General features: G+C 60.7%; 18 protein-coding genes, 1 tRNA gene and 5 pseudogenes. 13 read left to right on the top strand and 11 right to left on the bottom strand.

The genetic code is table 11. The features are described 5' to 3' along the window. Positions 1-99: 99 nt before the first annotated feature. Positions 100-651 (bottom strand): Tn3 family transposase, encoded by a 552-nt coding sequence (locus ACW4E8_RS37065; RefSeq protein WP_456809035.1) that lies wholly within the window; start codon positions 649-651, stop codon positions 100-102. A gap of 1,424 nt (positions 652-2,075) precedes the next feature. Between ACW4E8_RS37065 and ACW4E8_RS37070 the strand changes: the two genes are divergently transcribed. The 6 genes from ACW4E8_RS37070 to ACW4E8_RS37095 all read left to right on the top strand — a co-directional run bounded on the left by ACW4E8_RS37070 (position 2,076) and on the right by ACW4E8_RS37095 (position 7,302). Next, on the top strand, positions 2,076-2,324 hold the full coding sequence (locus tag ACW4E8_RS37070; protein ID WP_456809036.1) for a hypothetical protein: 249 nt from the start codon (positions 2,076-2,078) through the stop codon (positions 2,322-2,324). Between the two features lie 1,478 nt (positions 2,325-3,802). Continuing rightward, positions 3,803-4,564, top strand: a complete 762-nt coding sequence (locus ACW4E8_RS37075; RefSeq protein WP_456809037.1) for an SLOG cluster 4 domain-containing protein — start codon at positions 3,803-3,805, stop codon at positions 4,562-4,564. 10 nt (positions 4,565-4,574) lie between these two features. Further along, positions 4,575-5,312: a hypothetical protein gene (locus ACW4E8_RS37080; RefSeq protein ID WP_456809038.1), complete on the top strand. Its 738-nt coding sequence runs from the start codon at positions 4,575-4,577 to the stop codon at positions 5,310-5,312. A 591-nt stretch (positions 5,313-5,903) separates the two neighbouring features. Next, entirely contained in the window at positions 5,904-6,371 is a 468-nt protein-coding gene (locus tag ACW4E8_RS37085; RefSeq protein ID WP_456809039.1) for a fumarate hydratase, read from the top strand. A 116-nt stretch (positions 6,372-6,487) separates the two neighbouring features. Then, positions 6,488-6,565: transfer RNA gene (locus tag ACW4E8_RS37090), tRNA-OTHER, on the top strand. 422 nt (positions 6,566-6,987) lie between these two features. After that, complete coding sequence (locus ACW4E8_RS37095) at positions 6,988-7,302, top strand: H-NS histone family protein (protein ID WP_456809040.1); 315 nt, start codon at positions 6,988-6,990, stop codon at positions 7,300-7,302. A gap of 1,174 nt (positions 7,303-8,476) precedes the next feature. Here ACW4E8_RS37095 and ACW4E8_RS37100 read toward each other — a convergent pair. From ACW4E8_RS37100 to ACW4E8_RS37140, 9 genes and pseudogenes are all read right to left on the bottom strand, one after another. Then, positions 8,477-9,054: pseudogene (locus ACW4E8_RS37100) on the bottom strand (AAA family ATPase); the annotation flags it as partial. A gap of 33 nt (positions 9,055-9,087) precedes the next feature. Further along, a complete protein-coding gene (locus ACW4E8_RS37105; protein WP_456809041.1) occupies positions 9,088-10,062 on the bottom strand; it encodes a Bug family tripartite tricarboxylate transporter substrate binding protein in 975 nt (324 codons plus the stop codon). A gap of 66 nt (positions 10,063-10,128) precedes the next feature. Then, entirely contained in the window at positions 10,129-11,529 is a 1,401-nt protein-coding gene (locus tag ACW4E8_RS37110; RefSeq protein ID WP_456809042.1) for an amidase, read from the bottom strand. A 129-nt stretch (positions 11,530-11,658) separates the two neighbouring features. Beyond that, on the bottom strand, positions 11,659-13,050 hold the full coding sequence (locus ACW4E8_RS37115) for an amidase (RefSeq protein ID WP_456809066.1): 1,392 nt from the start codon (positions 13,048-13,050) through the stop codon (positions 11,659-11,661). Positions 13,051-13,073: 23 nt separating this feature from the next. Next, complete coding sequence (locus ACW4E8_RS37120; protein WP_456809043.1) at positions 13,074-13,286, bottom strand: hypothetical protein; 213 nt, start codon at positions 13,284-13,286, stop codon at positions 13,074-13,076. A gap of 10 nt (positions 13,287-13,296) precedes the next feature. Beyond that, positions 13,297-14,643, bottom strand: coding sequence for an MmgE/PrpD family protein (locus tag ACW4E8_RS37125; protein ID WP_456809044.1), 1,347 nt, complete (start codon positions 14,641-14,643; stop codon positions 13,297-13,299). Positions 14,644-14,647: 4 nt separating this feature from the next. Continuing rightward, complete coding sequence (locus ACW4E8_RS37130) at positions 14,648-15,622, bottom strand: tripartite tricarboxylate transporter substrate binding protein (protein WP_456809045.1); 975 nt, start codon at positions 15,620-15,622, stop codon at positions 14,648-14,650. A 364-nt stretch (positions 15,623-15,986) separates the two neighbouring features. Next, positions 15,987-16,607 (bottom strand): SH3-like domain-containing protein, encoded by a 621-nt coding sequence (locus tag ACW4E8_RS37135; RefSeq protein ID WP_456809046.1) that lies wholly within the window; start codon positions 16,605-16,607, stop codon positions 15,987-15,989. Between the two features lie 38 nt (positions 16,608-16,645). Beyond that, positions 16,646-17,284 carry a nitrile hydratase subunit alpha gene (locus ACW4E8_RS37140; RefSeq protein ID WP_456809047.1) on the bottom strand — a complete coding sequence of 213 codons (639 nt, stop codon included), beginning with the start codon at positions 17,282-17,284 and terminating at the stop codon, positions 16,646-16,648. Positions 17,285-17,411: 127 nt separating this feature from the next. Between ACW4E8_RS37140 and ACW4E8_RS37145 the strand changes: the two genes are divergently transcribed. From ACW4E8_RS37145 to ACW4E8_RS37175, 7 genes and pseudogenes are all read left to right on the top strand, one after another. Then, on the top strand, positions 17,412-17,555 hold the full coding sequence (locus tag ACW4E8_RS37145; protein WP_456809048.1) for a hypothetical protein: 144 nt from the start codon (positions 17,412-17,414) through the stop codon (positions 17,553-17,555). 9 nt (positions 17,556-17,564) lie between these two features. Beyond that, positions 17,565-18,458: a LysR substrate-binding domain-containing protein gene (locus ACW4E8_RS37150; RefSeq protein ID WP_456809049.1), complete on the top strand. Its 894-nt coding sequence runs from the start codon at positions 17,565-17,567 to the stop codon at positions 18,456-18,458. A 66-nt stretch (positions 18,459-18,524) separates the two neighbouring features. Beyond that, positions 18,525-18,869: pseudogene (locus ACW4E8_RS37155) on the top strand (IS256 family transposase); the annotation flags it as partial. A 316-nt stretch (positions 18,870-19,185) separates the two neighbouring features. Continuing rightward, a pseudogene (locus tag ACW4E8_RS37160) lies at positions 19,186-19,338 on the top strand (IS1096 element passenger TnpR family protein); the annotation flags it as partial. An 82-nt stretch (positions 19,339-19,420) separates the two neighbouring features. Then, a pseudogene (locus tag ACW4E8_RS37165) lies at positions 19,421-19,849 on the top strand (ISKra4-like element ISBte1 family transposase); the annotation flags it as partial. Between the two features lie 122 nt (positions 19,850-19,971). Continuing rightward, on the top strand, positions 19,972-20,442 hold the full coding sequence (locus ACW4E8_RS37170) for a hypothetical protein (protein WP_456809071.1): 471 nt from the start codon (positions 19,972-19,974) through the stop codon (positions 20,440-20,442). Positions 20,443-20,829: 387 nt separating this feature from the next. Further along, positions 20,830-20,955: pseudogene (locus ACW4E8_RS37175) on the top strand (cupin domain-containing protein); the annotation flags it as partial. A 187-nt stretch (positions 20,956-21,142) separates the two neighbouring features. Here ACW4E8_RS37175 and acs read toward each other — a convergent pair. Beyond that, a complete protein-coding gene (gene acs, locus ACW4E8_RS37180) occupies positions 21,143-23,116 on the bottom strand; it encodes an acetate--CoA ligase (protein WP_456809050.1) in 1,974 nt (657 codons plus the stop codon). Positions 23,117-23,215 lie beyond the last annotated feature (99 nt).

Here is a 23,215-nt window from a genome sequence, read left to right on the forward strand (position 1 = left end):
CCGTAGGGGGCCACCGTGATGGCCACCTTGTCCATGTTCTCGGGGTGCAGGGAATCGTCTAGAAATTGCATGTCTTCCTCCTGATAGTGAACTCGTCGGCTAGCGGTGCATGTCGCTTGCGCCGCCAACAAAGAATCGTGCTCCGGAGCAAAAGGTATCGGCTAATGGTGCAGGGCTCGCTGACAATCCGGGGCACCTATTTGACCTTTCGGGGCAGCTGGGGAAAACCCGATACGCTGGCCCCGCTGGGCTGCCGGGAAGGCTATCGGCTGCGCAAGACCTGGAAAGTGGACTGGGCGCTCGACGTCGCTTGGCAAATGCCTTGCCGTCGAACGTGTGGTCTGGGTCGGCGAAAAAAAGGGGGAACTGTGCATCGAAAGGATTCTGCAGCCGGTATCGCGATGGTCGAGGCGACGTGCGCGTTTCGTCCGACGGTGCTAGACGCGCTTCGCGAACTCGAGCCGCCGTGGCGTACCGTATGATCCAGGCCTCCGGAACCCGCTCAAGGCTCAGCTTGTAGTCGCCAAAGCGCTTGATGCTGCTGATGAGATATGGGCTGAGGAAGCCGATGTCGTCCTTGTCGACCTTGATGCCTTCCTTCTCCATTGCGCGAAGTGCCTGCGTCATGTCGGCGGTGTTTTGCAGCCCCACGGATCGCTCGCATTGCGGACCGCGATCGACGCACGGAACCGCGCGTGTCGTCGCGCGGCCTCCCCTCGAGAGCGCACTCCGCCGCCGTGCCGTGCGCGGCGAGAGGTCAGACCAGGCAGCAAGGGGAAGTCAGGAACGCCGTCATTTTCGGGCAATACGATGGGCGCGTCTCGGCTGGATAACGTTGGTTATCGGGAAATTCGCGCGGCCCGGACGAGCACCGTCGCGTTGTCGCGCCTGATGCCGGCCGCATGCCGGCTTTCCAAGTTAGCGGTGGAGGAGGACCGAGCAGGGCTGGCGGGCCGAGCGAGGGAAGTCAGAATGTCTGCGGCATGATGAGACCGAGAGGGGATTTGCCCCTGTCTGTGCCGCCTTGGGCAAATATCCCTTTAGCCGGCTCGGCTGTTACCTGGCATTGTTCGGATGAGCGGCTGCGCAGGGAGTTGACCGAGCACTGGCCGAGGCCGGGTTTCCTGACTCCAAGGCGCTGACCTGCCGACCGATGTCGTCCGCCGGGCATTCCGGGTGACGCTCGCCAGGAATGCGGGGGTACGGCGGGTGTTGGCGGTGGTTTCCATTGGCATGTCGCCGCGGGCGCTGCAGCTCAGCGCGCTCTCCGTGCCGGTGGTCCATATCGCCACGCGCTTGACCTGAAAGCGTCATCATCGGTGTCGCCATCGGTGATGCGGTTTGTCGTGGCGATCTTGATGGTGCTGACAGGGGCAACCATGATCTCGATGTGATGGCCCGAGTTCGCGTCGTGCCGGCTGGCGCACTGGAGGGGGAATGAGCATATATCTCTGATTGCCGGCGGCGTTGGGCACAGCACCGGGCAGATTGGCCACCTCTTCTGGCTCAAGCTGGGGATTGATGCCGCAGTGGGTCCGGAAGAGATCACGGGTTGGCCCCATGTTTTGAGAGTGTTCTGCGGGCATTTGACACAACGCCCGATCAGGGAAAAAAATTGCTCGGATGTATGTTGGAGGCGGGAGGGATCTTAGCGGCCTGCCGGATCCGTCCGCACCTCAGCCGGCAGTCGAGCAGGCGCTGGCAACCGGAGCAAAGTCGAAATGGGCGGCGGCATACACGGCATTGCACGCCCATACTTCTTCACCGTTCTTATAAAAGGTCACCCATTTGCCGTCACTGGCGCAGTGGGCGCCAGAGAAGACTCATCATGGCCATTCGGACCGTCTAGCGGAAAGGGCGCATGGGGCGTGGCCCAGTAGTGGCCGCTCGGGAGGGGCGCGACCGCTTTTGGGGACATTTTCGTTAGCACCGCAATGTGGTGTCACACAACGCGCTCTCCGCCCCGCCGCGGCGAAACGGAGGCCGTGTCAATCCTGCAACGGCGTAGCACCGTCTTGTGACATCCTCGTGTAGTCTCGCTACCAAATCACCTCCTGCTATCCGGTGCGATTTCCATGGCACGATACCTTCAATTTGCGGCCCGTGCCTTCAGCGTCGGCGCCGTCATTGTGATCGTCGCCATCGTCTCCCGGCAATATCTGCGCAGCGCCGCGGAAGCCGGCATAGCCGGCGCTGATGAGGAGCCCGCGGCCATGATGTTGATCCGCTGCGAGACGATGCACAAGCGCCCTCACAACCGACACAGTTCCGCGGACACTGCGGATGCTGACGAGCAGCCACGTGCTCGTTATAGGGAGTCTTGAGTTCGGACAATGCCTGATCAGTCCGGCAGTTCACGCGGCTCGCGTGACGCTGGCGGGCTGTCCACTTTTGGAAGCAAGCGCTGATGATTTTTGGCTTGCTTCGTCGCCGCTTGGATGACCCAAATTCGCAGTCGCATACGCGAGGGTGACCTACCGCTTTGCTGCCGCGTTGGCAAGAAGCCTCCCTGCAGGAATGCGAGCGCGATGCACCCTGCGCGGCCCGGCCAGGCAGCGCCTGGCGCTTGAGCAGGACGAGCGACTTGGACAGCAGGCAAAAGAAAGCCCGCTTCAAGGGCGGGCACGAATCCCTTACGAGAAAGGGAGGAGACGAAGTTAAGTATAAACCCTTATGAAAACTCTTGCAGATTGCCCCGCAGATGGCAGGGGCCCTGGCATGCGGCAACTCGGCAGATGGTAATTTCACGATCACGAAATTATGGACTATGGCGGCGACTATGGAAGGTGCAATGAATTGGGCCGCAAAGTCAGTCCGTATCCGAGTTGCAAGCCGTTGGGTCGTTCGATGCCAAGAACCTAGCTGCTTCGCTGAAGTGGCGAGTTCCGTGGTGGTCGGAACACCGTATTGTGGCCCAAGCTATTGCACCTTGAAGCCCTTCCTGATCAACGTTTCGTCAAGCCACAAGACATCACAGCGCACAGCCAGGTGCGACTCGAGGGGCAGGATGGCGAAACGAGGGAGCGCATGCCGAATAGGAATTAGGAGCCGACGTAAAGTCTAGACATAGTGCACCATCTGTGCAGCAAGCCGGAGCCGCCTCCTACGGCATGCCCCCGGTGACACGCGTCACGCATCGGATGTCGGGTTAGGGGCGACCCCGCAGATGGAAAGGGTTCTCGGCCGCCGTCCGAGCGGCTTTTCCCAACCCTGAGCGGTCAGTCAAGACACTCGGAAGCGGACGCTCGTAACTTGGTCCCACATCGGGTCGCGCCAGCACGCACGGCTTCTCTGGCCTGCGCTTGAGGCGAACCATGCCAGGCCTCCGGGACACCTCCAGCCGCCGGCTCCCCAAACCGAATGATGTGCAAGATCACCGTCGGCGCCTATAAACACGACGTGACATTAACATACAAACGTTTGCCTGCTCAGCGATAAGGCCGGGAGGGGAGCTTGCATGACGACACCAATCGCGACCACCCGCCGCCGACTTGCCAATGCCTTGCTCGCCCTCGCTGCTGGGGCGGAGCCACAACACGGCGCGGCATTCGGCGAACAGGGCCGTTGCATCACTAGCTTGGTTGCTGAGCGGCTCCTATCCTATGGTAAGCATTGCGGACAGGAGCAACTGCGTGCGCGAGAATGAGGCGCGGAAATCGATCGGTGGCAGAAGGTTGCGACACTAGATGTCGCCTTGCCGCCGAGAAGCTTGCGCGTGTGCTGCGCCACGCTCCAAGCGGAATCTTCCTCGAAGACCGGAAGACTCGATCGCTCACTGTGCCGGCCTCTTGAGGAGCTCGAAGTGGTTCAGCGTCGCATTGTTCTAGGTGCGATCGGCGGCGATGGGCAGAAGTGCTGTGCACTCGCATTCGGCGCCGCAGCGGCGCGCGCCGGCTGTATCGTGCTGACTGGCGGCGGTGACGACACCGACGGCGAGGTAAAAAACGCCGTCATTGAGGGTGCCCGCGCCGTCTCAACTCCCAATACGACTGCGCGCTTTGTTGGCATCCTCCCGCGTTCGAAGTCGCGACAAGGTTCCCGCGTCGAATGGAATCGACCCACCCCGAACGGCCTGCTGCTGCAAACCGGTCTCGCTCACTACCTGCGCAACCTCATCAACGGGGTGACGCCAGACGTTCTTGTCGTGTTCGGCGGCAGCCGAGGAACACTGGCCGAGGCAGCATTTGCTGCAGCCGCCGGCAAGATGCTGTTTTTCTATGGGTTCGGCGAAAAGGGGCCCGCCGTCGAAAGGCTCAGGTGCAACTTTGAGGATTGCTTCACCAAGGACATCGAAGGTAACGTTGATAAGTTCTTGGCCCAGCCGTTGAAAGTGTGGCCGGAGATCGCCGGAAGGCAAATCAGCCCGGACCAGTTGCTCGCTTTGCTCAAGGATCGGCTTGATCGCGCGGTCGATTGGCATTCCAGTGCCGACGAACTAGTGCAGAGATGCTGCGACGAGGTCATGGCCAACGGGCAGCTCCCCGAGACCGGCTTCCCGGGACTTCCCGGAGACCTTTCGTCCAAACGACGGTTCGAGTCGGAGATCGAAACCATATCGAGGTGAGATTATGGTTATGTCCGTCGTCAAGGAAGATGCCTACAACACTGTGTCCACAACGGTGGCGGGGGTCGCGACCGCCCTGTGGTTCTGGGCGTTACGCGAAGGGCATCTGCTTGAGCTTCCGCGGGGGACAACATTCGGATGGCTCGAGTTCTTCTGGACCATTGCCGGTTTTGCGCTGACTGTGTTTTTTGCTTTCCGCTGGTTGTTCGAGAGCTGGCTGTGGCGATGGAGGATCTCCGCCAGCCTGCTGGAGGTGCCCGATCTGTCGGGAGCGTGGAGCGCCACACTTGAATCGGTCACGTTCGGTCGGATTCATCACAACGTCGTCATCATCGAGCGCCAGTTCGCCCGACTGTTCTACCAGAGCACGCGGCAGGAAGACAACGGGGCCATCATCAGCAACGAGAAGACTGTCGCTTGCACCGTTAGAAGAAACGCGGCATCGAATCACGTTGAGCTCGTGATTGTCTACGGCAACGTGGCGGGAGCAGCGAGAGACGAGTTCGGTTATGACCATGAGGGATGCGCGCTGCTTGAGCTGCTGGGCGAAGATGGCCCTCGTCAGAATTGGGTGCTCCAGGGCAAGTACTGGGCGAACAAGCGCTATCCGGCGCCCGATGGGTGTGCTGCCACACGCGGCAATATCACCCTGCGGTGGGCCGCCAGCGCCAAGGCTTGGCAACAAGAGGCCTCGTTGCAGAAGCAGCTCTATGCGCTGACGACCACAGCCAACGTCACAACGCTCTGAAAACAAGATCAAGTGCCATGGCGAACTGATGGCTCGTTGGGGCGGCGACCCTAGCCGCCAACGCATATGACCGGTTATAGGCAAAGATCCGAGGGTCGGCTCCTGGCAGGCTACTGCCGTTGCGCTTCCGCTATCCCTAGTCAGCAGTTGCGCCCAGCGCGCGGGGCCTGGAAGAACGTGAGGCCGGCGTTGCCGGGACCCGGCGATAGGGCACGATAACGGTGCCTTATCGTGCGCCGCCCGTTTCGCTTCCTTCCGGACATCTGTTCTGCCTGACGGAATATTTGGGACATTTCCGCACGTTGCCATGGCTTCAGTCCTCCACGGCTAGCATCTGTTTCGGTATTGCAGATCGCCGACGCTGCGATATTGCTGCTTCAAGGTATCGAGCCATTGTGGGCTGTCCGGTTGTCGCATGGCGGATTCGAGTGATCGAGCCTAGCTCGCCAGCGATGAACATAGGCCTGCGTCGCTTGCCTGCATCTGTGCTTCTGCGACGCGTCGCAAAGATAAACAAAAGACTGTCTTCTATTAGATGAGCCACTCGTGCGGTTATACTCCGCGCTTCACTCACAACGATGAATAGCCAACATGGTCGCAGCAACTAGAACGACACGGGTAAGTGCGCCTGCCAAGAACAAACCGGCCGCAAAGAAGGTGGCCGTGCCAACGAAGAAGGCCAGCGTGCTTGCCCGTGAGGCACAGGCAGCGAAGAAGCGCTTGCTGAAGCTGCGCGCCGAAACGAAGAAGGCAATTGAAGCGGCTAAGCGCGAGGTCGCCCAGTCCATGGAAGCCGCAAAGACCGCGGCTCGCTTTGAAAAGCAAGCCGCAAAGGACAAGCTCGCGGTGAAGAAGGCTGAGGCGGCAGGCGCCAAGAAGGCGACGCGAAATAAAGCTGCTGCACCGAAAGCGGCCGCGAAAAAGGCCGCTCCCGATACTAAGGCCAAGGTCGCCGCGAAAGCCGCCCCGAAGACGGCAGCAGTGAAATCCGTGACGAAGAAAAGGACTTCGGCGAAGAAGGTAGTTCCGGCTGTAGCGTCGCCTGAAGCGTCGGCGTGATTCTCGCGTCGGCTGGTAACGCGATATCCCCAGCCAGCCGATTGATGCAAGAAGGGAGCACTGCTGAGGAAAGCTGAGGCCGACGAGTTTGTGCTGATGGCTTCCCCCTTCCAATTGGGCCTCTAGCTCATGCCTGGTTAGAGCAGCGGACTCATTTCCGTTGGTGCCGTGTTCGACTCACGGGAGGCCCACCAATCAACTATCGGCTTAACGGAGCCCTGCGCGCGTCGAGCTTTTTCGTCTTGTGCCAAACAGGGGGTCCATTTCAGCTTTTAGGGGGCTTTCGCTGTGCGCCGTCTTGCCTCGGGAAAGGGCGACGCGCATGCCCATCGCCCGATGGAACCTCCTGGTGTGCTTCCAAGCCGTCGCGCGTACCCATTTCTGCGTGGGGGGAGGGAGCTTGGTGCAGGACAAGTCGTATATTGAAATTAAGGTTGCTTCATTGCGCCGGAGTTTTTGAGCCAAAATCCAGGCGATACGCTATGACTAGCTATTCTTCAAATTTAATCGCCCCACGCGTTTATCGGCAAACTCTAACTGCTAGAGGACAAAGACCTTGCAGGCCGACTTTGGAATGCGTATAAGTCAATCGTTACCTAAGACTGGAGACGGAGAAATGGCAACGTATCAAGAACTGTTGGCGCAGAAGCAGGCATTGGAGGCCCAAATCGAAGAGGCCCGCACCACCGAAGTCGCAAGCGTCATCAACCGTATTCGCGAATTGATGGCTCAGTATGGGCTGTCGCCGGAAGATATTGCGCCGCAGCGCCGCCGGGGGCGGCCCGCCCGTACCGTTTCCGCTTCGGCAGAAAAAGCGCCGCTGCCGCCGAAGTACATGGACCCCAAGACCGGCAAAACCTGGTCGGGCCGTGGCCGGGCACCGACGTGGCTGGGCAAGCGACCCGAGCGTTTCCTCATTCCGCAGGAATGATCGGCCGCACGCGCCTTATTGTGCCTGGGCGGCGGCCCCGACCTATTACCCAGGACAGTGGGCGGCGGGGAATTTCCCAGCGCCTAGGTGGGCGCAGCACAGAGCGGTAGACCGTCAACGGAAAACACTCGACGATGGGCGCAGTGTGGACGGTCAACGCTTCTTGGTGCCGGGCGCATAAAAGGCGGCTCTCGACCGGTAGCAGAGAGCCGTGAACGTCCAAGAAGAAATCGGGCAACCATTGTGAGCTGCCCACGGGCAGTATCCGAAAGGCTGCGGGGACCTGCAATGGGCCCACGGCCCTGCGACACGGCCGGAGGCGCCGGCCCGCCACGCCAGCCGTCGGCAGGGCGGCGAGATCGAGCTGTTGGCTGAAGGCGCCAAGGCATTGGGCTCCCGGCGCCCGGCGTCAGGTGCATTCGATTGGCTGTGGCTACACGGCGCTCTGCTGCACGACCGCACGCGCACCCTGGCGAGCGCATGGCTAACGTGGTTGTATCGCACCAATGCGCGCTGGGGGCAGCCAGCCGTTCGGCGCTGTTTCGCATCGGTCTCGCGCAGTCGTTCGACGCATTCGCGAGGAACGCCTTGAACTGGTTCGGCAGCACGCCGGGGCGAAATGTCGGCCGCCGCATTGGCCGCGCGCCGCACGGGCTCAGGGACCACCCTTGGCCAAGTCTAGCGCCTGGCCACGCAGGGCTTCCCCGCGCAGCAATTCCCCGGCTTCCAGATCTCCGCAGGCTGCGCACGTACGCGAGGCGTTGCTTCAGCATCAGTGCTGTAGGAAACCGGTATTAGTTGGACTACGTGCGCTTTTGCTGGACTGGAATTTCGGAATTAGCTGGACTGGCGTGGCAGCCTAACTGTAGGAACCCGGAATTAGCCGGACTACGTGCACTTTTGCTGGCTGTATGATGGCGAAGCCCGGGCCCGGTGCAGGGGACAGCGCACGACCGCTGTCGGCACTTGGCTTCACCCTGCCGCGCTGTCGTTTCGCGCCGGGTTCCGCGGCTGGCGCTCTTTTGCACGCTCTCATCTCGCGAATGGTTTACTAATGCTCAAATGTCTTTGAGCGCGCTCCGGGTCGTTGGCACGCTCGGCCAGGCTGACCAGGCCCTGAGTGAGGGATGGTCGCAAAGCAGGGCGGTCAGCAGCTCCTTGGCCTCAGCCTTGCGGTTTCGCCGTCCAGCCATTGCAGGTCCTCGAACACGAGACAAGCGGCTGATTGGCGCTTTCGCGCACAAACAGCCGCGTGATCGCGTCAAAGGTACGCTGGCGCCTGATTTGTTCGGCAACGCCGAACCGGCTTCGCGGATCCCAAGCAAATAGAGTAGGTAGGGCAGAAGGTCTTCGAGCGTGCGGTCCAGCATCAGCATCCTGCCAGCGACCTTGTCACGGCGCTTCCGTTCATCATCCTGGTCATGGATCTGGAATAGTTCTTCACCTCGCGATCAGCGGCAGATTGGCAAAGGACTTGCCGTGCAAGACCGAGAACGTCTCCAGTGCCGTGCAGCCTCGCTGCGAGACTGCCTTGAACTCGTAGAACAGACGTGACTTGCCCACCCCAGCCTCGCCGACCACGGCAACGATCTGGCCCAGTCCACCGCCTTCGCCTGTTCCAACGCCCGGTGCAACTGGTCCAGCTCCGCCTGCCGCCCTACAAACCGTGCAAGTCCGCGACGTTGCGCCACTTGCAGGCGCGTGGCGCAACACCCCGAGGCGCAGCGCCTCATACACTCGTCGCCGTCGAGGGGCGAGAGGTGGACGACGAAGGCGAACGGTTCCTCAGTCGAGCTGGATTTTTGCCGCCTTGGCGATTTGCGCCCACTTTGCGCTCTCCGTAGCGAGGTATTGCTGAAATGCAGCAGGCGGCAAGACGAAGGCAGTCATTCCACTGTCGTCCAAGGCCTTCTGTATTGCAGGTGACGATAGCGCCGGCATGAAGCCCTGAGCTAACGCGTCCACGACAGGTGAGGGGGTGCCCGGAGGGGCGAGCAGGCCGACCCAAATTTCAGAAACAAGATCGACCTTCTGCTCGCGAAGTGTTGGGATATCCGGCATATGCCTGCTGCGTTCGGCAGAAAGCACCCCTAAGCGAATCAGTTTGTCTTGCGCTTTCGCTAGCGGCATCGGAAGCACTGCGAGATCCACTTGGCCGCTGATGACAGCCTGCGCCGCGGGAGCGGCACCCTGATAGGGAACATGTAAGAACTCGGGGACCTTTGCGGCTTGCGCGAATGCCGCCATGGCCAGATGTGCGCTACTGCCTGGGCCCCAGCTCGAGTAGCTTAGCTGTCGACTTCTTGCCAGTGCAATCAGCTCCGCTACCGATTTAGCCGCCAGGCCTGGTCTGCCAACCAGAACGAAGGCCTGCTTCGCAACTGGTGTCACACCTTTAAATTCCGACGCACGGAACTTGTGACCGGGGTGAACGTTCGGGTATATGGAGTGGGTATCGGAGCTGGCCAACAGCAATGTATACCCATCCGGGGCCGAGCGTGCCGCGAATTCTGATCCAATAGCTCCGCCGGCTCCGGTCTTGTTGTCCACAATGACCGGCTGTCCGAAGCGATCTGCGACCGCTTGTGCCGCGATCCGGCCGGCAATATCACCTCCACCTCCTGGGGGAAATGGCACCACCAGTCTGATCGGCCGCGTCGCCTTGAATACTGGTGCGGTCGGCTGGGCCATGGATATGGAGATTGGAACCGCCAGCGCGAGGATAACGCATAAACGGCGGATAACTTGAGGCTTAGACATTTATTGAAACTCCCATCGTTTACATAACTTGGACGCACACCGTCCGAGATACCCGGTAATGCGCCATCAGGACAACGGCGGTCGATGCAAGTGGAAATCGGTAGCCTGCTGGAAGGTAACGCCCGCCTGAAATAGCAGCGGTTCATGCCACCAGGGCCCTTCCAACTGCAGCCCGATCGGCAATCCGGCCGACGTGAAGCCACAAGGGATCGACAAGCCCGGAATCCCCGCCAGACTTCCGGGATAGGTGTTAAGGGTGGTAGCGTTCGTCGCGTTCAGCAAACTGGCGCCGTCTTCGATCAACGCTGGCGATGTACGCACGGTGGGCGAAAGGAGAAGATCCACGTGCGAAAATAACGCTCTTAAGGCAGCACGGAATCTCGATGCGAAAGTCATGGCTTCCGCGTATTCCACACCAGTTACATTTAAGCCATGCCTCATACGCTCGAGCAGGGCCGCTGTAATTGTCTGTGGCTCCGCCATCATCCGTTCGAAGTGCACGCTGGCAATCCCGGCAAGCGATGCGCGGCTCTGATGCACGTGTGCTTCCGAGACCATCGGGACCTCAATGTCCACCAATACAGCGCCGGCTTCCTCGAGACGCCGCGCCGCGGCCATCACCGCTTCGGCGATCTCGTATTCGACATTCTCAAAGTAATGATTGCGCGGAATGCCGATGCGTCGGCCAGCAATGCCGTCCTGGATTGAGGGTAGGAAATTGCTCAGGGGCATGTCGATCGATCCCGGGTCGTCGGCATCGAAGCCGGCGATGACCGCGAAGATGCGAGCGACATCGGTCACGCTGCGAGCGAGAGGGCCGACTGTATCGCTGTGCCGGTCGACCGGGATGACTCCGCGAGTGGGTACGCGCCCCACGGTGGGACGGAGCCCGGATACGCCGGTAGCCGCAGCCGGGTGGCGCACCGAACCGCCAGTATCGGTTCCCAGTGACCCGATGCACATGTCCGTCGCCACGCTTACAGCGGATCCACCGCTGGATCCCCCCGGAATGTATTCAGGATTCCAGGGGTTCCTGCACTGGCCTCCCACAGGGCTGTAGGAGCGCGATCCGAAGGCCAACTCCGCCATATTTGCCTTTCCAATAATCACGGCCCCTGCACGTCGGAGCCGTGCAACCACGGGCGCATCGGCAACGGCAATATTTCCGGCGAGAAAGCTGGCACCCGCGCTCGTCGGCTCTCCTGCAATGTCGATGTTGTCCTTGATCGTGAACGTAATCCCGTGCAGTAGGCCGAGACTGGATCCGCGCGCCAGCGCCAGATCGGCACGACGCGCATCGGCAATGGCATGTTCCCGCCGGATGGATATCAATGCGTTCAGTTGGGTGTTCAGTCTGCCTGCCTGCGCCAATTGGCGCTCAGTCAAAGCAACGGACGGGTATTCCATTTGAGTATCCTCACTCAAAGTATTTTCGAAGACATATCGTGGAGTCAGGCTGGCGCTCATAGGCGCGGAAACTGCTGAGTCGCGAGTGCATCGCCGGGCAGGCCAGCAGCGCTGATCCGTCTGCCGCGGACATTGCATCCATGCCAAGAACAAGAACCAGTCTTCGCAGGCGCATTGGACTTGATGATGTCAGACCGCCGGGGCGCTCAGATGCCAGCCTGTCACGCGCTGGTAGGCATCGGCTGCACGCAGAAGCAGTGCTTCGGATAACGGGCGTCCCACCAGTTGAAAGCCAATCGGCAAGCCGTCGGATGAGAAGCCTCCCGGCACGGAAACGGCGGGCATGCCGATCGTACTGAAAGGCCGAGTGTTTCGAGCCGTGCGCGCAAGCAACGGAAGCACGTCGCCGGAGCTTTTCGGCGTCGCGGCCTTGATGTCCGGAGCTGTCATGTTCACGACAGGTGTGTGCAGGACATCGGCACGGCTCAGCACGGTCTCCACAAACTCGGCGGCCAGGCGGGAGCGTGACGACAGTGCTGACAGGTAGTCGACCGCAGAAACGTAGAAGCCGGACTCCATGCGTGTCTTCAACACGAGAGGGTACTCGTCGGGAAACTGGCGCAGCAGTTTGGAGTGAATGGCGGCCGCCTCGACCTGACTGATGAGGTTTCCCAGATGATAGAGCTTGCCGGGATCCGGGACATCCACCTCGACGATTTCCGCACCGAGGGCCGCCAGTACCCGCAGGCTCTCTTCCATGCACTGCCGAACGTCCGGGCCGGCGTCGTCATAGAAGTAGTTAACAGGAACAGCAACGCGCAATCCGGCAATATCCCCCGTGAGTTCGCGCTCGTAATCGGGGACGCTGGCGCTGCTGCAAGTGGCGTCTCGGGCGTCTGCTCCGGCGATCACTGCCAGCAGACGCGCACAGTCTGCAGCCGTCCTCGCAATAGGGCCGACAGTATCCATGCTCCAGGTGCGAGGTAGGATCCCGTGCCGGCTGACGCGTCCATAGGTGGGGCGCAGCCCCACGACACCATTGAGCGCAGCAGGCAAGCGGACCGAGCCGCCCGTGTCTGATCCCAACGAGCCGAAGCAGGCTCGCGACGCGACCGCCACCCCGGAACCGCTGGACGAGCCGCCACTGATCCGCGCGCGATCCCACGCGTTGTGGCAGTCACCGAACGACTCGTTTTGGCCGGTTGGATTGGCTGCGAATTCCGACATGTGCAAAGTGCCAAGCCAGATCGCGCCGGCGCTTCCCAGCCGCTCCACCACCGTTGCAGTGGCCTCAGGTCGGAATTCTGACAAGAGGCGGCTCCCGCCGGTGGTCACCTGGCCAGCACGATAGAACATGTCCTTGTGTGCCAGAGGTACGCCATGAAGCAGGCCCAGGGATTCCCCCCGAGCGAGCGCGGCGTCGGCTTTTCGAGCTGCTTCGATTGCAGGTTCTTCCTCAATCGAAAGGAAGCAGTTTGTAACGGACTGGACGTGCCGCGCGCGGGTCAGGGCAGCGCGCGTCAGTTCCTCGGATGAAATCTCGCGAGCGAGGATCATCTTCGCAGCCTCGCAAAGGCCCATGTTCAACAATTCATCTCCGTGGCTCATTGCCGCCCCTCACGTTGGCCTGCCAGGTCCGCCAGCACGGTTGCAAACTGGTAGGGCTCCGCATTGAAATCGTTACCCTCGGCTGCCTCCCGCGCGTGACCGACGATCCGACGGAGGTCCGCAGCCAGTTCCGCCGCGCGTCGTTCGTCGATGCAGTCCCCGCGCCACCGCGCAGCCGCCATCAGGCTCATAAGTAGGTTATCTTCCATGCCCGGCCTCTTACGCAATGCTATGCGGGGTGAGCGCAACGGCAATTTCAGCAGCCGGCGCCGGGCTATCCACGCCCCAGCAACGCTGCAGCGCCGCGTCGACCCGGTCGGCCGCGAGCACACCTTCGGCCAATTGGCGAAACTTGCTGGAGAGCTCGTTCTCCGTCATGGGACGCTCGAGGCTTCCTAGTGCATGCTCGACATGGATCTCTCTGCGGCTGCCATCATTCAGAGTCAGCACCACGCGAGCCTCGTCCTTGCGGAAATCAGAGCGGACCTCAGCAACCACACGATCGCGCAATGCGGCCACCTCTGGATTCCTTACATAGGCATCAGAGAAATGGGAGAGGAGGCTGTTTCCATCAAGCAATGTTGCCGCGGCACAATGGAAGACACTGAACTTCGCCTCCAGGCCGCTGGCTGGCCGTGGCTTGCCAGTGAGCTCCAGCACAAGCGGATGTACTTGAAGGGAAACTTCGGCAATTGTGTCGCTGTCGGGATGATCCGCCGCGACGAGGGCGCGGCAGGCATCAATGACGGGATGGATCACCAAGCCGCAGGCGTATGGCTTGAACGTGTTTGCAGTCGTTTCCCAACTGGAGCCAATCCCTTCTAGAATGCGTTCTGCGTCTGACTTCACGGACATAACGCTTAACATGCCACGCGGCGCTTCAAGAATGCGTTCTGAGCTGGTAAAGCCGGCCTGCGCCATCAGCGCGGCGCCGAGCCCGTTTTGAGCGGCCTTTCCGGCATGGAGGCTCTTGCACATGGATCCGAACATTTCTCGCAAGCCAGCGGCCTGCGTTGCTGCAATGCCAAGCGCCCAGGCCATGTGCCGTTGATCTAGCCCGAGTAGCCTCCCGGCCGCTGCCGCGGCACCACACACACCGGCGGTGCTCGTTACGTGCCAGCCCGTGTCATAGTGTGAGCGCCCAAGTCCAAGCGCAATCCTGCATTCTGTCTCGATGCCTAGCACGAGGGCATCGACGAAATCGGTGCCGCGCGTGGGCCGATACTGTGACAGTGCGAGCAGCGCTGACAATACGGGTCCGCTGGGATGAACCAATGTTGCCAGGTGCGTGTCGTCGAAATCGAGAACGTGCGAACTGATGCCGTTTATGAGAGCGGCGTGCAGAACATCGAGTCGCTCGGGGCGACCTAGTATGCTGGCCTGCGCGGGACCGGCGAACGAACGAATGGCATTCAACGCTGTGTCCACGGCGGGATCGCGGGCCCCCGCTAGTGCACATGCGCACCAGTTGACAAGGGTCCGAACCGCATGGTGACGCACGCTACTCGGGATCTGCTCAGTTGGCGTGCTGGCGACGAAATCGGCAAGTTGGCTGGTGATGTTCATACTTTCATTCCGGTTGTACGTTGGCTGTCTTGACGACTTGCGCCCATTTCTCGACTTCACTGGCAATCAGCTTGGCAAACGCCGAGGAGGGTTGCCCATTGGGTTCTGCGCCGATGGCCGTCAAGCGCTCTTGCACTTCTGGGCTATGCAGCGTCTTGGCAACACCTGCCTGGATCTTCGCGATAACCGGAGCAGGTGTACCGGCTGGTGCGGCCAAGCCCCACCACTGGAGCACTTCGTATCCCGGTAGCTCCTCGGAGACAGCGGGAACCCCGGGCAGCGCACCAAAGCGTTTGCTGGTCGTCACCGCTAGCGCCTTCAGTGCTCCACTCTTCAGATATGGCATCGCCGTGGGTAAGGGCGCGAACATCGCCTCTACTTGACCTGCAAGGACATCCGTCAGCGCCGGAGAGGTGCCCTTGTACGCGACATGGAGCATCTTCGTCTTGGCGAGGTTGTTGAAGAGTTCGCCTGCCAGGTGAGGCGAACTGCCAATCCCGGCAGAAGCGAAAGTGATGCTGCCCGGCTTGGCGCGTGCCTTTTGAACGAAGTCCTTGAGGCTGCCGATCGGCCCACGCGCGGAAACCACCAATACCAGCGGACCAGATGCGACTTCGACGACGGGGGAAAAGCTCTTCAACGCATCGAACGGGAGCCTCTTGTAGAGCGAGCCATTGATTGCATGGCTTGGAGATGCCATGAGCAGCGTGTAGCCATCGGCTGGCGCCTTGGCAACAAAGGCGGTGCCAATCGAGCCGCCTGCACCGGCCCGGTTGTCGACTACAACGGGCTGGCCCCACATGGAGCCAAGGCTTTGTCCCAGGGTGCGCGCCAGGATGTCAGCTCCGCCACCTGGCGGATATGGCACAACGATCGTGACCGGCTTGACTGGATAGTCTTGAGCATGAAGCAGGGGCGCGGCCAGCATGGCCGACACGGAAACGAGGGAGAACAGAAAGCGAATAACAATGCGTCGCATGGCCGGATGTGGAACGGGGCTGGGGAAGTTGCTGAACACAAACTTAAGATTGGCTTATTTCAATCCGACTGCCTATTCGCATTTTTTTGCCGGCCAGTTCACCGAGGATTAAGTGGTCAGGAAGGCCATTGACTATGACCTCACTGGTTTGCGCATAGGCGTCGGCTCCGCTGACACCGCATGTCTTGCGCACGGCGCCACGTCGCTCCCGATGGCGAACCTTCGGTTTTGTGGTCAATTCACAGCATCCAGGCTTGCGGCACGCCGAGAAGCGAATTGGGCAGGGCGATCTAGGTGGCCGGATCGGCCATCGTCGATCCGGCACTTGTGTTACTTACGCTCTTGGTCTGTCCAAGGAACCGGGTCAGCTCCAGTCCCGCTGTTCGAGGTAGTCGTGGCACAGACTCATGATGATTCGGTTGCCGGGTTCGGCATCGGGCCACAGTTCACTTGCTACGAACTCGACGTGATACGTCGGAACGCAATCCGCGGGCGCTCCGTGGCCTGCGGCATCGGGAAAATGAACATCGATGTCGCGTTCTATCACCACACCGGCCTTGCCGCGCACATAAGCAGGCATGCGGACATGGCCCGATACATAGAGCTCGCGAACTTTCACGCAATCTCCCGCTTGAAAGATGTGAACAGGAGGCGGCGGATTGGCCCGCCCGGGGCCGATCGGCCTGGCAAGCGGCAAGTGTCCGCCCGCCCATTTCTCCAGCTCCTCGTGGCTCACCAGTCCGGCTTCGACATAGAGTGTCGCGATGCCAGTCAAGGCGCGCTCGAAGTAGTTACTGGTCAGATAGAGCTGAGGCGGAATCCGCTCGACCGCATGCCGATACTGATCGACATTGAATTTCCGGAGCTTGGCGGCGCCGAGATAGAGGAGTGCCTTGGGAATGTCTTCCCAGGCCCCATGCGGGGCGGTGTCCCGGGAAACCGGGCCGAATCCGTGCATGCCGCCGAGATCGTGAATTCCGTCCATATATCACCTTGCAATGATCATTAATAGAAAGTGCTTGTTCACCGTTGCTTCAGCGCCGCGCGGCCGCCCTGTGGCACAACCGGATTGGCCACGCCTATCATGCAGTCCTGCGTGACGATTGCCGCCAACTCTTCTTCGGTCCATCCGTCAGTGCCGTCCGGACGGACCGGTACCACGAAGTAGCGGGTGTCGGCGGTGGTGTCCCACATCTTGATCTGAACACTTTCGGGCAAGTCCAGGCCCAATTCCGAAAGAACCTTCCGCGATTCGCGGACAGCGCGTGCCCTATACTCCACGTCTTTGTACCAGTCAGGGGGGAACCCCAGCACAGCCCAGGATGTGCATGAGCACTGGGTGCACACGACTGCGTTCTGCAACGTGGGGGTATTGAATAGCGCGACGATTCGCTTCTGCTGGGGTGGACCGACATAACCGAGCTCCGCAACTGCAGCGGTTGCGTCGGTCGCAAGCCTCTCTCTGAAGGCGTCATCCCGCCAGGCTCTGGCAACCACTCTGGCCCCATTCTCGTGCTTCCAGGCTTCGTCCGCGTTCCGGAGGTAGTCGTCGATAAATCCTTCGGGAAGCAGCCCCTGATCTGCCAGTGCCGAGGCCAGTGCGTTGGCGCTCTGTTCTGCAGCAGCGATAGGCGGTCTGGTCAAGGCGTGGGAGTCATTCATGGTGTTCTCCTGGTCGTTGGTAAGTGACTTCATCTCTACGCGGCCATGACAAGCACGATTCGCCTTTTGCACCCGTCGGGATCTTCAATTGCTTCTGAAGGATGCAACAATGTGACTTGAGTCGACGATGGCCCGCGCCGAAATTGGCGGTTTGGTTGGTGCGGCGCGCTGCGCATCCAGCCAATCAGCACCGAACTTGGACGTAAAATTGACTTATTTCGGGCCTGCCGGCTATTCGCTTTTTGTTGGCGGCTCGTTCATCAGGCATTAAGAGGGCAGAATGGCCTTTGACTACGACCTCACAGATCTGCGGTTGATCGTGAATATCTTTGATACGGCAAGTCTGACGCGGGGATCGGAGCGCTCGTGTATGTCGCCCCCGGCTGCGAGTGCGCGGTTAAAAAAGGTGCAGGAATCGCTACGGACGCAGTTGTTCTACCGGACAACGCAAGGTCTTGTACCGACCTCGGCCGGTCACAATTTCGTGCGGCATGCCCGAGCAGTGCTACAGCAGTTGGATCATCTCGACAGCGAGTTTCGGGAGCGCGAGGGGGAATTCGCCGGGTGCATCCGCCTGTTTGCCAACACGCTGTCCTTGGGCGAGTCCATTCCGGCGGTCATCGAGACATTCCTGCTTACGCATCCGGGCATGAACATTGACCTGCACGAGCGCCCGTCGGCCGAGATCACCCGCGCGTTAAAGCAGGGCCTGGCGGACGTGGGCATTCTGACGTCCGAGGTTCCGGATGAAGGCCTCATCTACCGGGCGTACCGGACGGAACGGTTGGTACTGGTCGCCCCGCGCGACCACCCCATGGCTACCCTCAGCGCTGTGGAATTTGCCGAAACCCTTCAATTTGACTATGTCGGGATGAGCGAACATGCTGCCTTGCAGGCGTTTCTCAAGCGGATGGCGTCGAGCGAAGGCATCCCGATGAAGCTGCGCATCCAGACGACCAACTACGAGTCGCTTTGCAGGCTTGTTGAATCGGGCATCGGGGTCGGAATCATTCCCCATACGGTCGCCGTGCTGCACGAGAAGAACATGAAGTTTGTCACGGTGCGCCTAAGCAATGCCTGGGCAGAGCGGGAACTAAAGATCGCGGTACGCAGCACGGCATCGCTGACGCCGCCGGCTATTGCGCTGATCGAGGCCTTGTCCGGCGGAGCTTGATTCCGGCACACGAAGAGGCACGCCAGAATCCGCGTTGCGATCGGGGGCAGATGGCGACGCGGATCAGATCGCTTTGTGGTGTTCTATGGCGCCAAGTACCCCAAGGCCACCGGCGTGCTCACCAAGGATCGAGACAGCCTGCTGACGTTCTACGACTTCCTTGCCGAGCGCACCACCAATGCGATTAAATCAACCTTCGCGACCATGCGTCACCGCACGACGCGCACGCGCAATTGCGTGTCCCGAGCGACCTTCCTTGGGCTGGCCTTCAAGCTGATCGAGGAAGCCGAAAAAACCTGGCGCCGCATCAACGGTGTCGAACACATCGAACTGCTCTTGAAGGGCATCCCCTTCAAGGACGGTGCCCCGGCGCAAGACAATCCGCCGGATCAGCAGAAACTCGCCGCCTGAAAACCGGCCACGATCACCCCCGTACACCAGATTTGACTTTATCTCTGGCCAGACAACACAGCGATGCTTGCCGCGTTTGCGATCCGATAAGGAAAGCGAAGTAATGTGCGCGAAAGGGCGCCTGCGGTGCAGTCCAGCTAATTCGCGCTTCTCGTCAGCGCAGTCTCGCTAATCCCGGTTCTTTGGAAGGGCGAACGTCGACGGAATTAGCTGATAAGTCATTGATTTTCCGGGAAACGCAGTCTGACGAATTCCGGTTCCTTACAGAACGACCGGACCACCGCAGAGAGGAGAATAAGGCACTTACAATGCGCGCATGGCTTCCGATCCTGGGGCGGCGACCTCCATCCTTCAACTTCGAATTGCTCTGCGAGGCCTGAGCCCGCCGGTTTGGCGACGCGTCCTCGTTCCCGAGTATTTGACGCTCGCACAATTGCACGATGTCATCCAGGTAATCATGGGCTGGGCGGGCGAACATCTGCACCAGTTCAGCATTCGTGGCAGGCAGTACGGCGCAGCTCATGAGGACGTCTTGCAGTTCTCCACCGTGGGCGTTGATGTCCTATGGCTTGACCGTCAACGTGCTGCAGGAGATTTTGCCGCTCGATCACGTCCTGGCAGCCAGTTCGATCCGACGTCAGGTCACTTCGCTCGGTCGCCGGCTGGAAGCGGAACAGGCCACCGACGCCCGGCAGCAGGCGGAGGTGGCCGCGAGCGTCGGTTCGTCCGAGATCCCGGAGCCCAGTCCGATCCGCGCGGTCGGCATTGACGGCGGCTACCTTCGGCGGGCCGGCCACCGGCGCCGCCAGGATGGCTGGTTTGAAGTGATCGTCGGGAAGTCCCTGCGGGATCAGGATGGCGGGCATAGTTTTGCCTACGTGCACAAGCTGGAGCGCCGACCGGCCGATCGTATGTGGAACTTCCTGCTACGAGAAGGTGTGCAATCCAGTCAGTCGGTCACCTTCCTGTCGGACAGCGGGGCTGGCCGGGACTCGCAAATTGCGACGGTTAGCAAGCCGGGCCTAGGCTCTGGTACATCGGCAAGTGTCGGCGGCGCGCATGGACGGGTTGGACTCACAGCGGTTATCGGACGGAGCACAATATGGCGTCGAAATTTGATGTGACCATCGGAACACTATCCACGGTGATCGGGTTGATATTTTCTGCTGTTCCATATTTTCGCCCGGCTTACCACCTGATATTTCCAACGGCAGAAGAAGGTCTTGCAGGGGAATGGATCTGTGTCGGAGAATGCGCTCCCACTTATTCAGCGAAAATTAAAGTCCTTGATGGCGGCGAGCTCGAATTATCGGATGAGCACCGCCCAGCAAATATCAGTTCCGGTCGTTACTATCCAAGCGATAATAAAGTAATAAATGGAACGCTAACAGGGAATCTCATAAACGATGGTAATATTATCGATTGGGGAAACCACCCGGCCTGGGTGAGGAATAAATTTAGATCATCTCAGGCTGTACTTTTCGGCGTTGTTGCCGGTCTTCTCTTCGGCTTTGCGTTGTCTCGCTTTTGGAAGTCTGTAGGCGGAGCGCGGCCACCGCAAGAGGGCCACTGATCTTGGGTGGGCTAAGTACGGCAACGGCCAAGCGATACAAGGGGCTGCGCCGAGCATCAATCAGTGCGCTTTCCTTGGGGGAGTAGGTGAAGAACGTGGCAAGCTCGAACTCGCTGAGTTCCCGTGGGATCTGTCGCATCCCGAGGTAGGCCAACCGCCAGTGATCCATCGCGCTTCTCCCACGCGTGAGACGGACTGCGGAGGGTAGCGGCAATGAGAGGTGGTCGGGGTGATCGTACCTTTCGTGTTAAATCTGGCGGTCTGTTCCCAAAAACTGTTGCGAATCAGGGAGTTGCAACATCGCTAGTCGTACGAAAAGGCGAGAAGGGCAGAGCCTTGCTGCAGGCGGCTCCCCGGTTGATCACCGCCACATTTCGCACGAAAGGTACGATCACCCCCAGTTGCGTGATTGTCCGCAGCGGTCAAGATCCCATTGTCATTAACCTGGATATCGAGCCCGCCGAGCCGCCGGAAGAAGTCTATTGGGTCGATCCGATTCATCCGCATCCGTGATTCGGACATGGAGGGGGCCGGCCCGCTTGCGCGGCTGGCGGCTCGCGCGGGGTGCTGCGGAGTCGTTCGTCTGGGCGTCAGTGGTCAAGGAGCCTGCGTCAGGGCATGGCACTCGCCTCGCGCACGCCCTCGCCCGGCTCGGTATGCAACGTCGCCACTCACACACGGCGCAGGGCGCCGTCCCGGTTCAGCGGAGCTGATCGAGAATCGCGGGATTCTCGAGCGTCGAGACGTCTTGCGTAATCTCCTCGCCCTTCGCCAGCGAGCGCAGCAGGCGGCGCATGATCTTGCCTGAACGCGTCTTCGGCAGGTTGTCGCCGAACCGAATGTCCTTTGGCTTCGCGATCGGACCGATCTCCTTGCCCACCCATGCGCGCAGCTCGCTTGCGATCTTCTCCGCTGCCTCGCCCTCCGGCCGCACCCCCTTCAACACCACGAATGCGATCACGGATTCTCCAGTGAGATCGTCCGGCCGGCCGACCACGGCAGCCTCGGCAACCAGCATATTCGCGACCAGCGCCGATTCGATCTCCATGGTGCCGAGCCGGTGGCCAGACACATTGAGCACGTCGTCGATACGGCCCGTGATCGTGAAATAGCCTATTGCAGGGTCACACATGGCGCCATCGCCGGCAAGATACAGATTGCCGCCAAGCTCTTCCGGGAAGTAGCTTGCCTTATAGCGCTCCGGATCGCCCCAGATGGTGCGCAGCATCGCGGGCCATGGACGCTTGATGACCAGGATTCCGCCCTGGCCGGGGGGCACGTCCTGCCCGGTTTCGTCGACGACCGCCGCCATGATGCCCGGCAGCGGCAGCGTGCACGAGCCCGGCACGAGCGGGGTCGCGCCCGGCAGCGGCGAGATCATGTGGCCGCCCGTCTCGGTCTGCCACCAAGTATCGACAATCGGGCAGCGAGAGCCTCCGATGTTCGCGTAGTACCACATCCACCCTTCCGGATTGATCGGCTCGCCGACGGTGCCCAGGATGCGCAGCGACGACAGGTCGTAGTTGGCCGGATGCACCTTCGTGTCGACAGCCGCAGCCTTGATGAGTGAACGGATCGCCGTTGGCGCGGTGTAGAAGACCGTGACCTTATGCTTCGCGATCATGTCCCAGAAGCGACCTGCGTTCGGGTAGGTCGGCACCCCCTCGAACATCACCTGGGTGGCACCGACTGCAAGCGGGCCATAGGTGATGTAGCTGTGACCGGTGATCCAGCCGATGTCGGCGGTACACCAAAACACATCCGCCGGCTTCCAGTCGAAGGTCCACTTCATGGTCTGCGCAGCCCAAAGCAAAAAGCCGCCGGTGCTGTGCTGAACCCCTTTGGGCCTGCCGGTCGAACCGGAGGTGTACAGGACAAAGAGCGGATGTTCTGCCCCGACCCATTCCGGCTCGCAGGTGTCTGCTTCGGCTTGCGTAAGTTCGTGCATCCACAGGTCGCGACCCGCGTTCCACTGAATCTTGCCGCCCGTGCGCTGGTACACGATCACGCTCGTCACGGCTTCGCAGCCGCCCTGCGCGAGTGCTTCGTCGGCGATGTTCTTCAGCGGCAGTGCCTTGCCGCCGCGCATCTGTTCATCCGCGGTGACAAGCGCGACGGCACCCACATCCACAAGCCGCTCGTTCAGCGATTTCGCCGAGAAGCCGCCGAACACGATCGAATGCGTCGCGCCGATCCGCGCGCACGCCTGCATGGCGACCACGCCCTCCACCGACATCGGCAGGTAGATCACGACGCGGTCGCCCTTCTTCACTCCGCGCTTGCTGAGCGCGTTCGCGAAGCGGCACACGCGTTGCAGCAGTTCCTGGTAGGTGACAGTGGCCACGGTGCCATCGTCGGCCTCGAAGATGATCGCGATGCGGTTGCCGTTGCCGCCTTCAACATGGCGATCGAGACAGTTGTACGAGGCGTTCAGCTCGCCATCCTCGAACCACGTGTAAAAGGGCGGGTTCGACTCGTCGAGTACTTTGGAGAATGGCGCCTTCCATGTCAGCGTCTCGCGCGCAAGACGCCCCCAAAAGCCGTTGTAGTCGCGTTCGGCCTCGGCGACGAGCGCCCTGTACGCGTCCATGCCGGCAATTGCCGCATGCGCCGCCAGATCGGCTGGCGGCGGGAAGAGGCGGTGTTCGTGGTGAACCGATTCAATGGATTGCATACCGCACCTCCTGCGCGCATATTGAGCATAGGCCTATCACATGCCACTCGCTCGTGTGTCCCTTCGGCTGAATGAAAGCAACCCGTTGACAACCTGCCC

This window comes from Cupriavidus sp. CP313 (assembly GCF_054072015.1).

Bases quoted from the DNA above. Each gene is read 5' to 3' on its own strand.
- ACW4E8_RS37170 (WP_456809071.1), top strand. From the start codon at position 19,972: ATGGCGTCGAAATTTGATGTGACCATCGGAACACTATCCACGGTGATC.
- ACW4E8_RS37125 (WP_456809044.1), bottom strand. From the start codon at position 14,643: ATGAACATCACCAGCCAACTTGCCGATTTCGTCGCCAGCACGCCAACT.
- ACW4E8_RS37130 (WP_456809045.1), bottom strand. From the start codon at position 15,622: ATGCGACGCATTGTTATTCGCTTTCTGTTCTCCCTCGTTTCCGTGTCG.
- ACW4E8_RS37110 (WP_456809042.1), bottom strand. From the start codon at position 11,529: ATGAGCGCCAGCCTGACTCCACGATATGTCTTCGAAAATACTTTGAGT.
- acs (WP_456809050.1), bottom strand. From the start codon at position 23,116: ATGCAATCCATTGAATCGGTTCACCACGAACACCGCCTCTTCCCGCCG.
- ACW4E8_RS37150 (WP_456809049.1), top strand. From the start codon at position 17,565: ATGGCCTTTGACTACGACCTCACAGATCTGCGGTTGATCGTGAATATC.
- ACW4E8_RS37070 (WP_456809036.1), top strand. From the start codon at position 2,076: ATGGCACGATACCTTCAATTTGCGGCCCGTGCCTTCAGCGTCGGCGCC.
- ACW4E8_RS37120 (WP_456809043.1), bottom strand. From the start codon at position 13,286: ATGGAAGATAACCTACTTATGAGCCTGATGGCGGCTGCGCGGTGGCGC.
- ACW4E8_RS37080 (WP_456809038.1), top strand. From the start codon at position 4,575: ATGTCCGTCGTCAAGGAAGATGCCTACAACACTGTGTCCACAACGGTG.
- ACW4E8_RS37115 (WP_456809066.1), bottom strand. From the start codon at position 13,050: ATGGGCCTTTGCGAGGCTGCGAAGATGATCCTCGCTCGCGAGATTTCA.
- ACW4E8_RS37140 (WP_456809047.1), bottom strand. From the start codon at position 17,284: ATGAATGACTCCCACGCCTTGACCAGACCGCCTATCGCTGCTGCAGAA.
- ACW4E8_RS37105 (WP_456809041.1), bottom strand. From the start codon at position 10,062: ATGTCTAAGCCTCAAGTTATCCGCCGTTTATGCGTTATCCTCGCGCTG.
- ACW4E8_RS37145 (WP_456809048.1), top strand. From the start codon at position 17,412: ATGGCCCGCGCCGAAATTGGCGGTTTGGTTGGTGCGGCGCGCTGCGCA.
- ACW4E8_RS37095 (WP_456809040.1), top strand. From the start codon at position 6,988: ATGGCAACGTATCAAGAACTGTTGGCGCAGAAGCAGGCATTGGAGGCC.
- ACW4E8_RS37085 (WP_456809039.1), top strand. From the start codon at position 5,904: ATGGTCGCAGCAACTAGAACGACACGGGTAAGTGCGCCTGCCAAGAAC.
- ACW4E8_RS37135 (WP_456809046.1), bottom strand. From the start codon at position 16,607: ATGGACGGAATTCACGATCTCGGCGGCATGCACGGATTCGGCCCGGTT.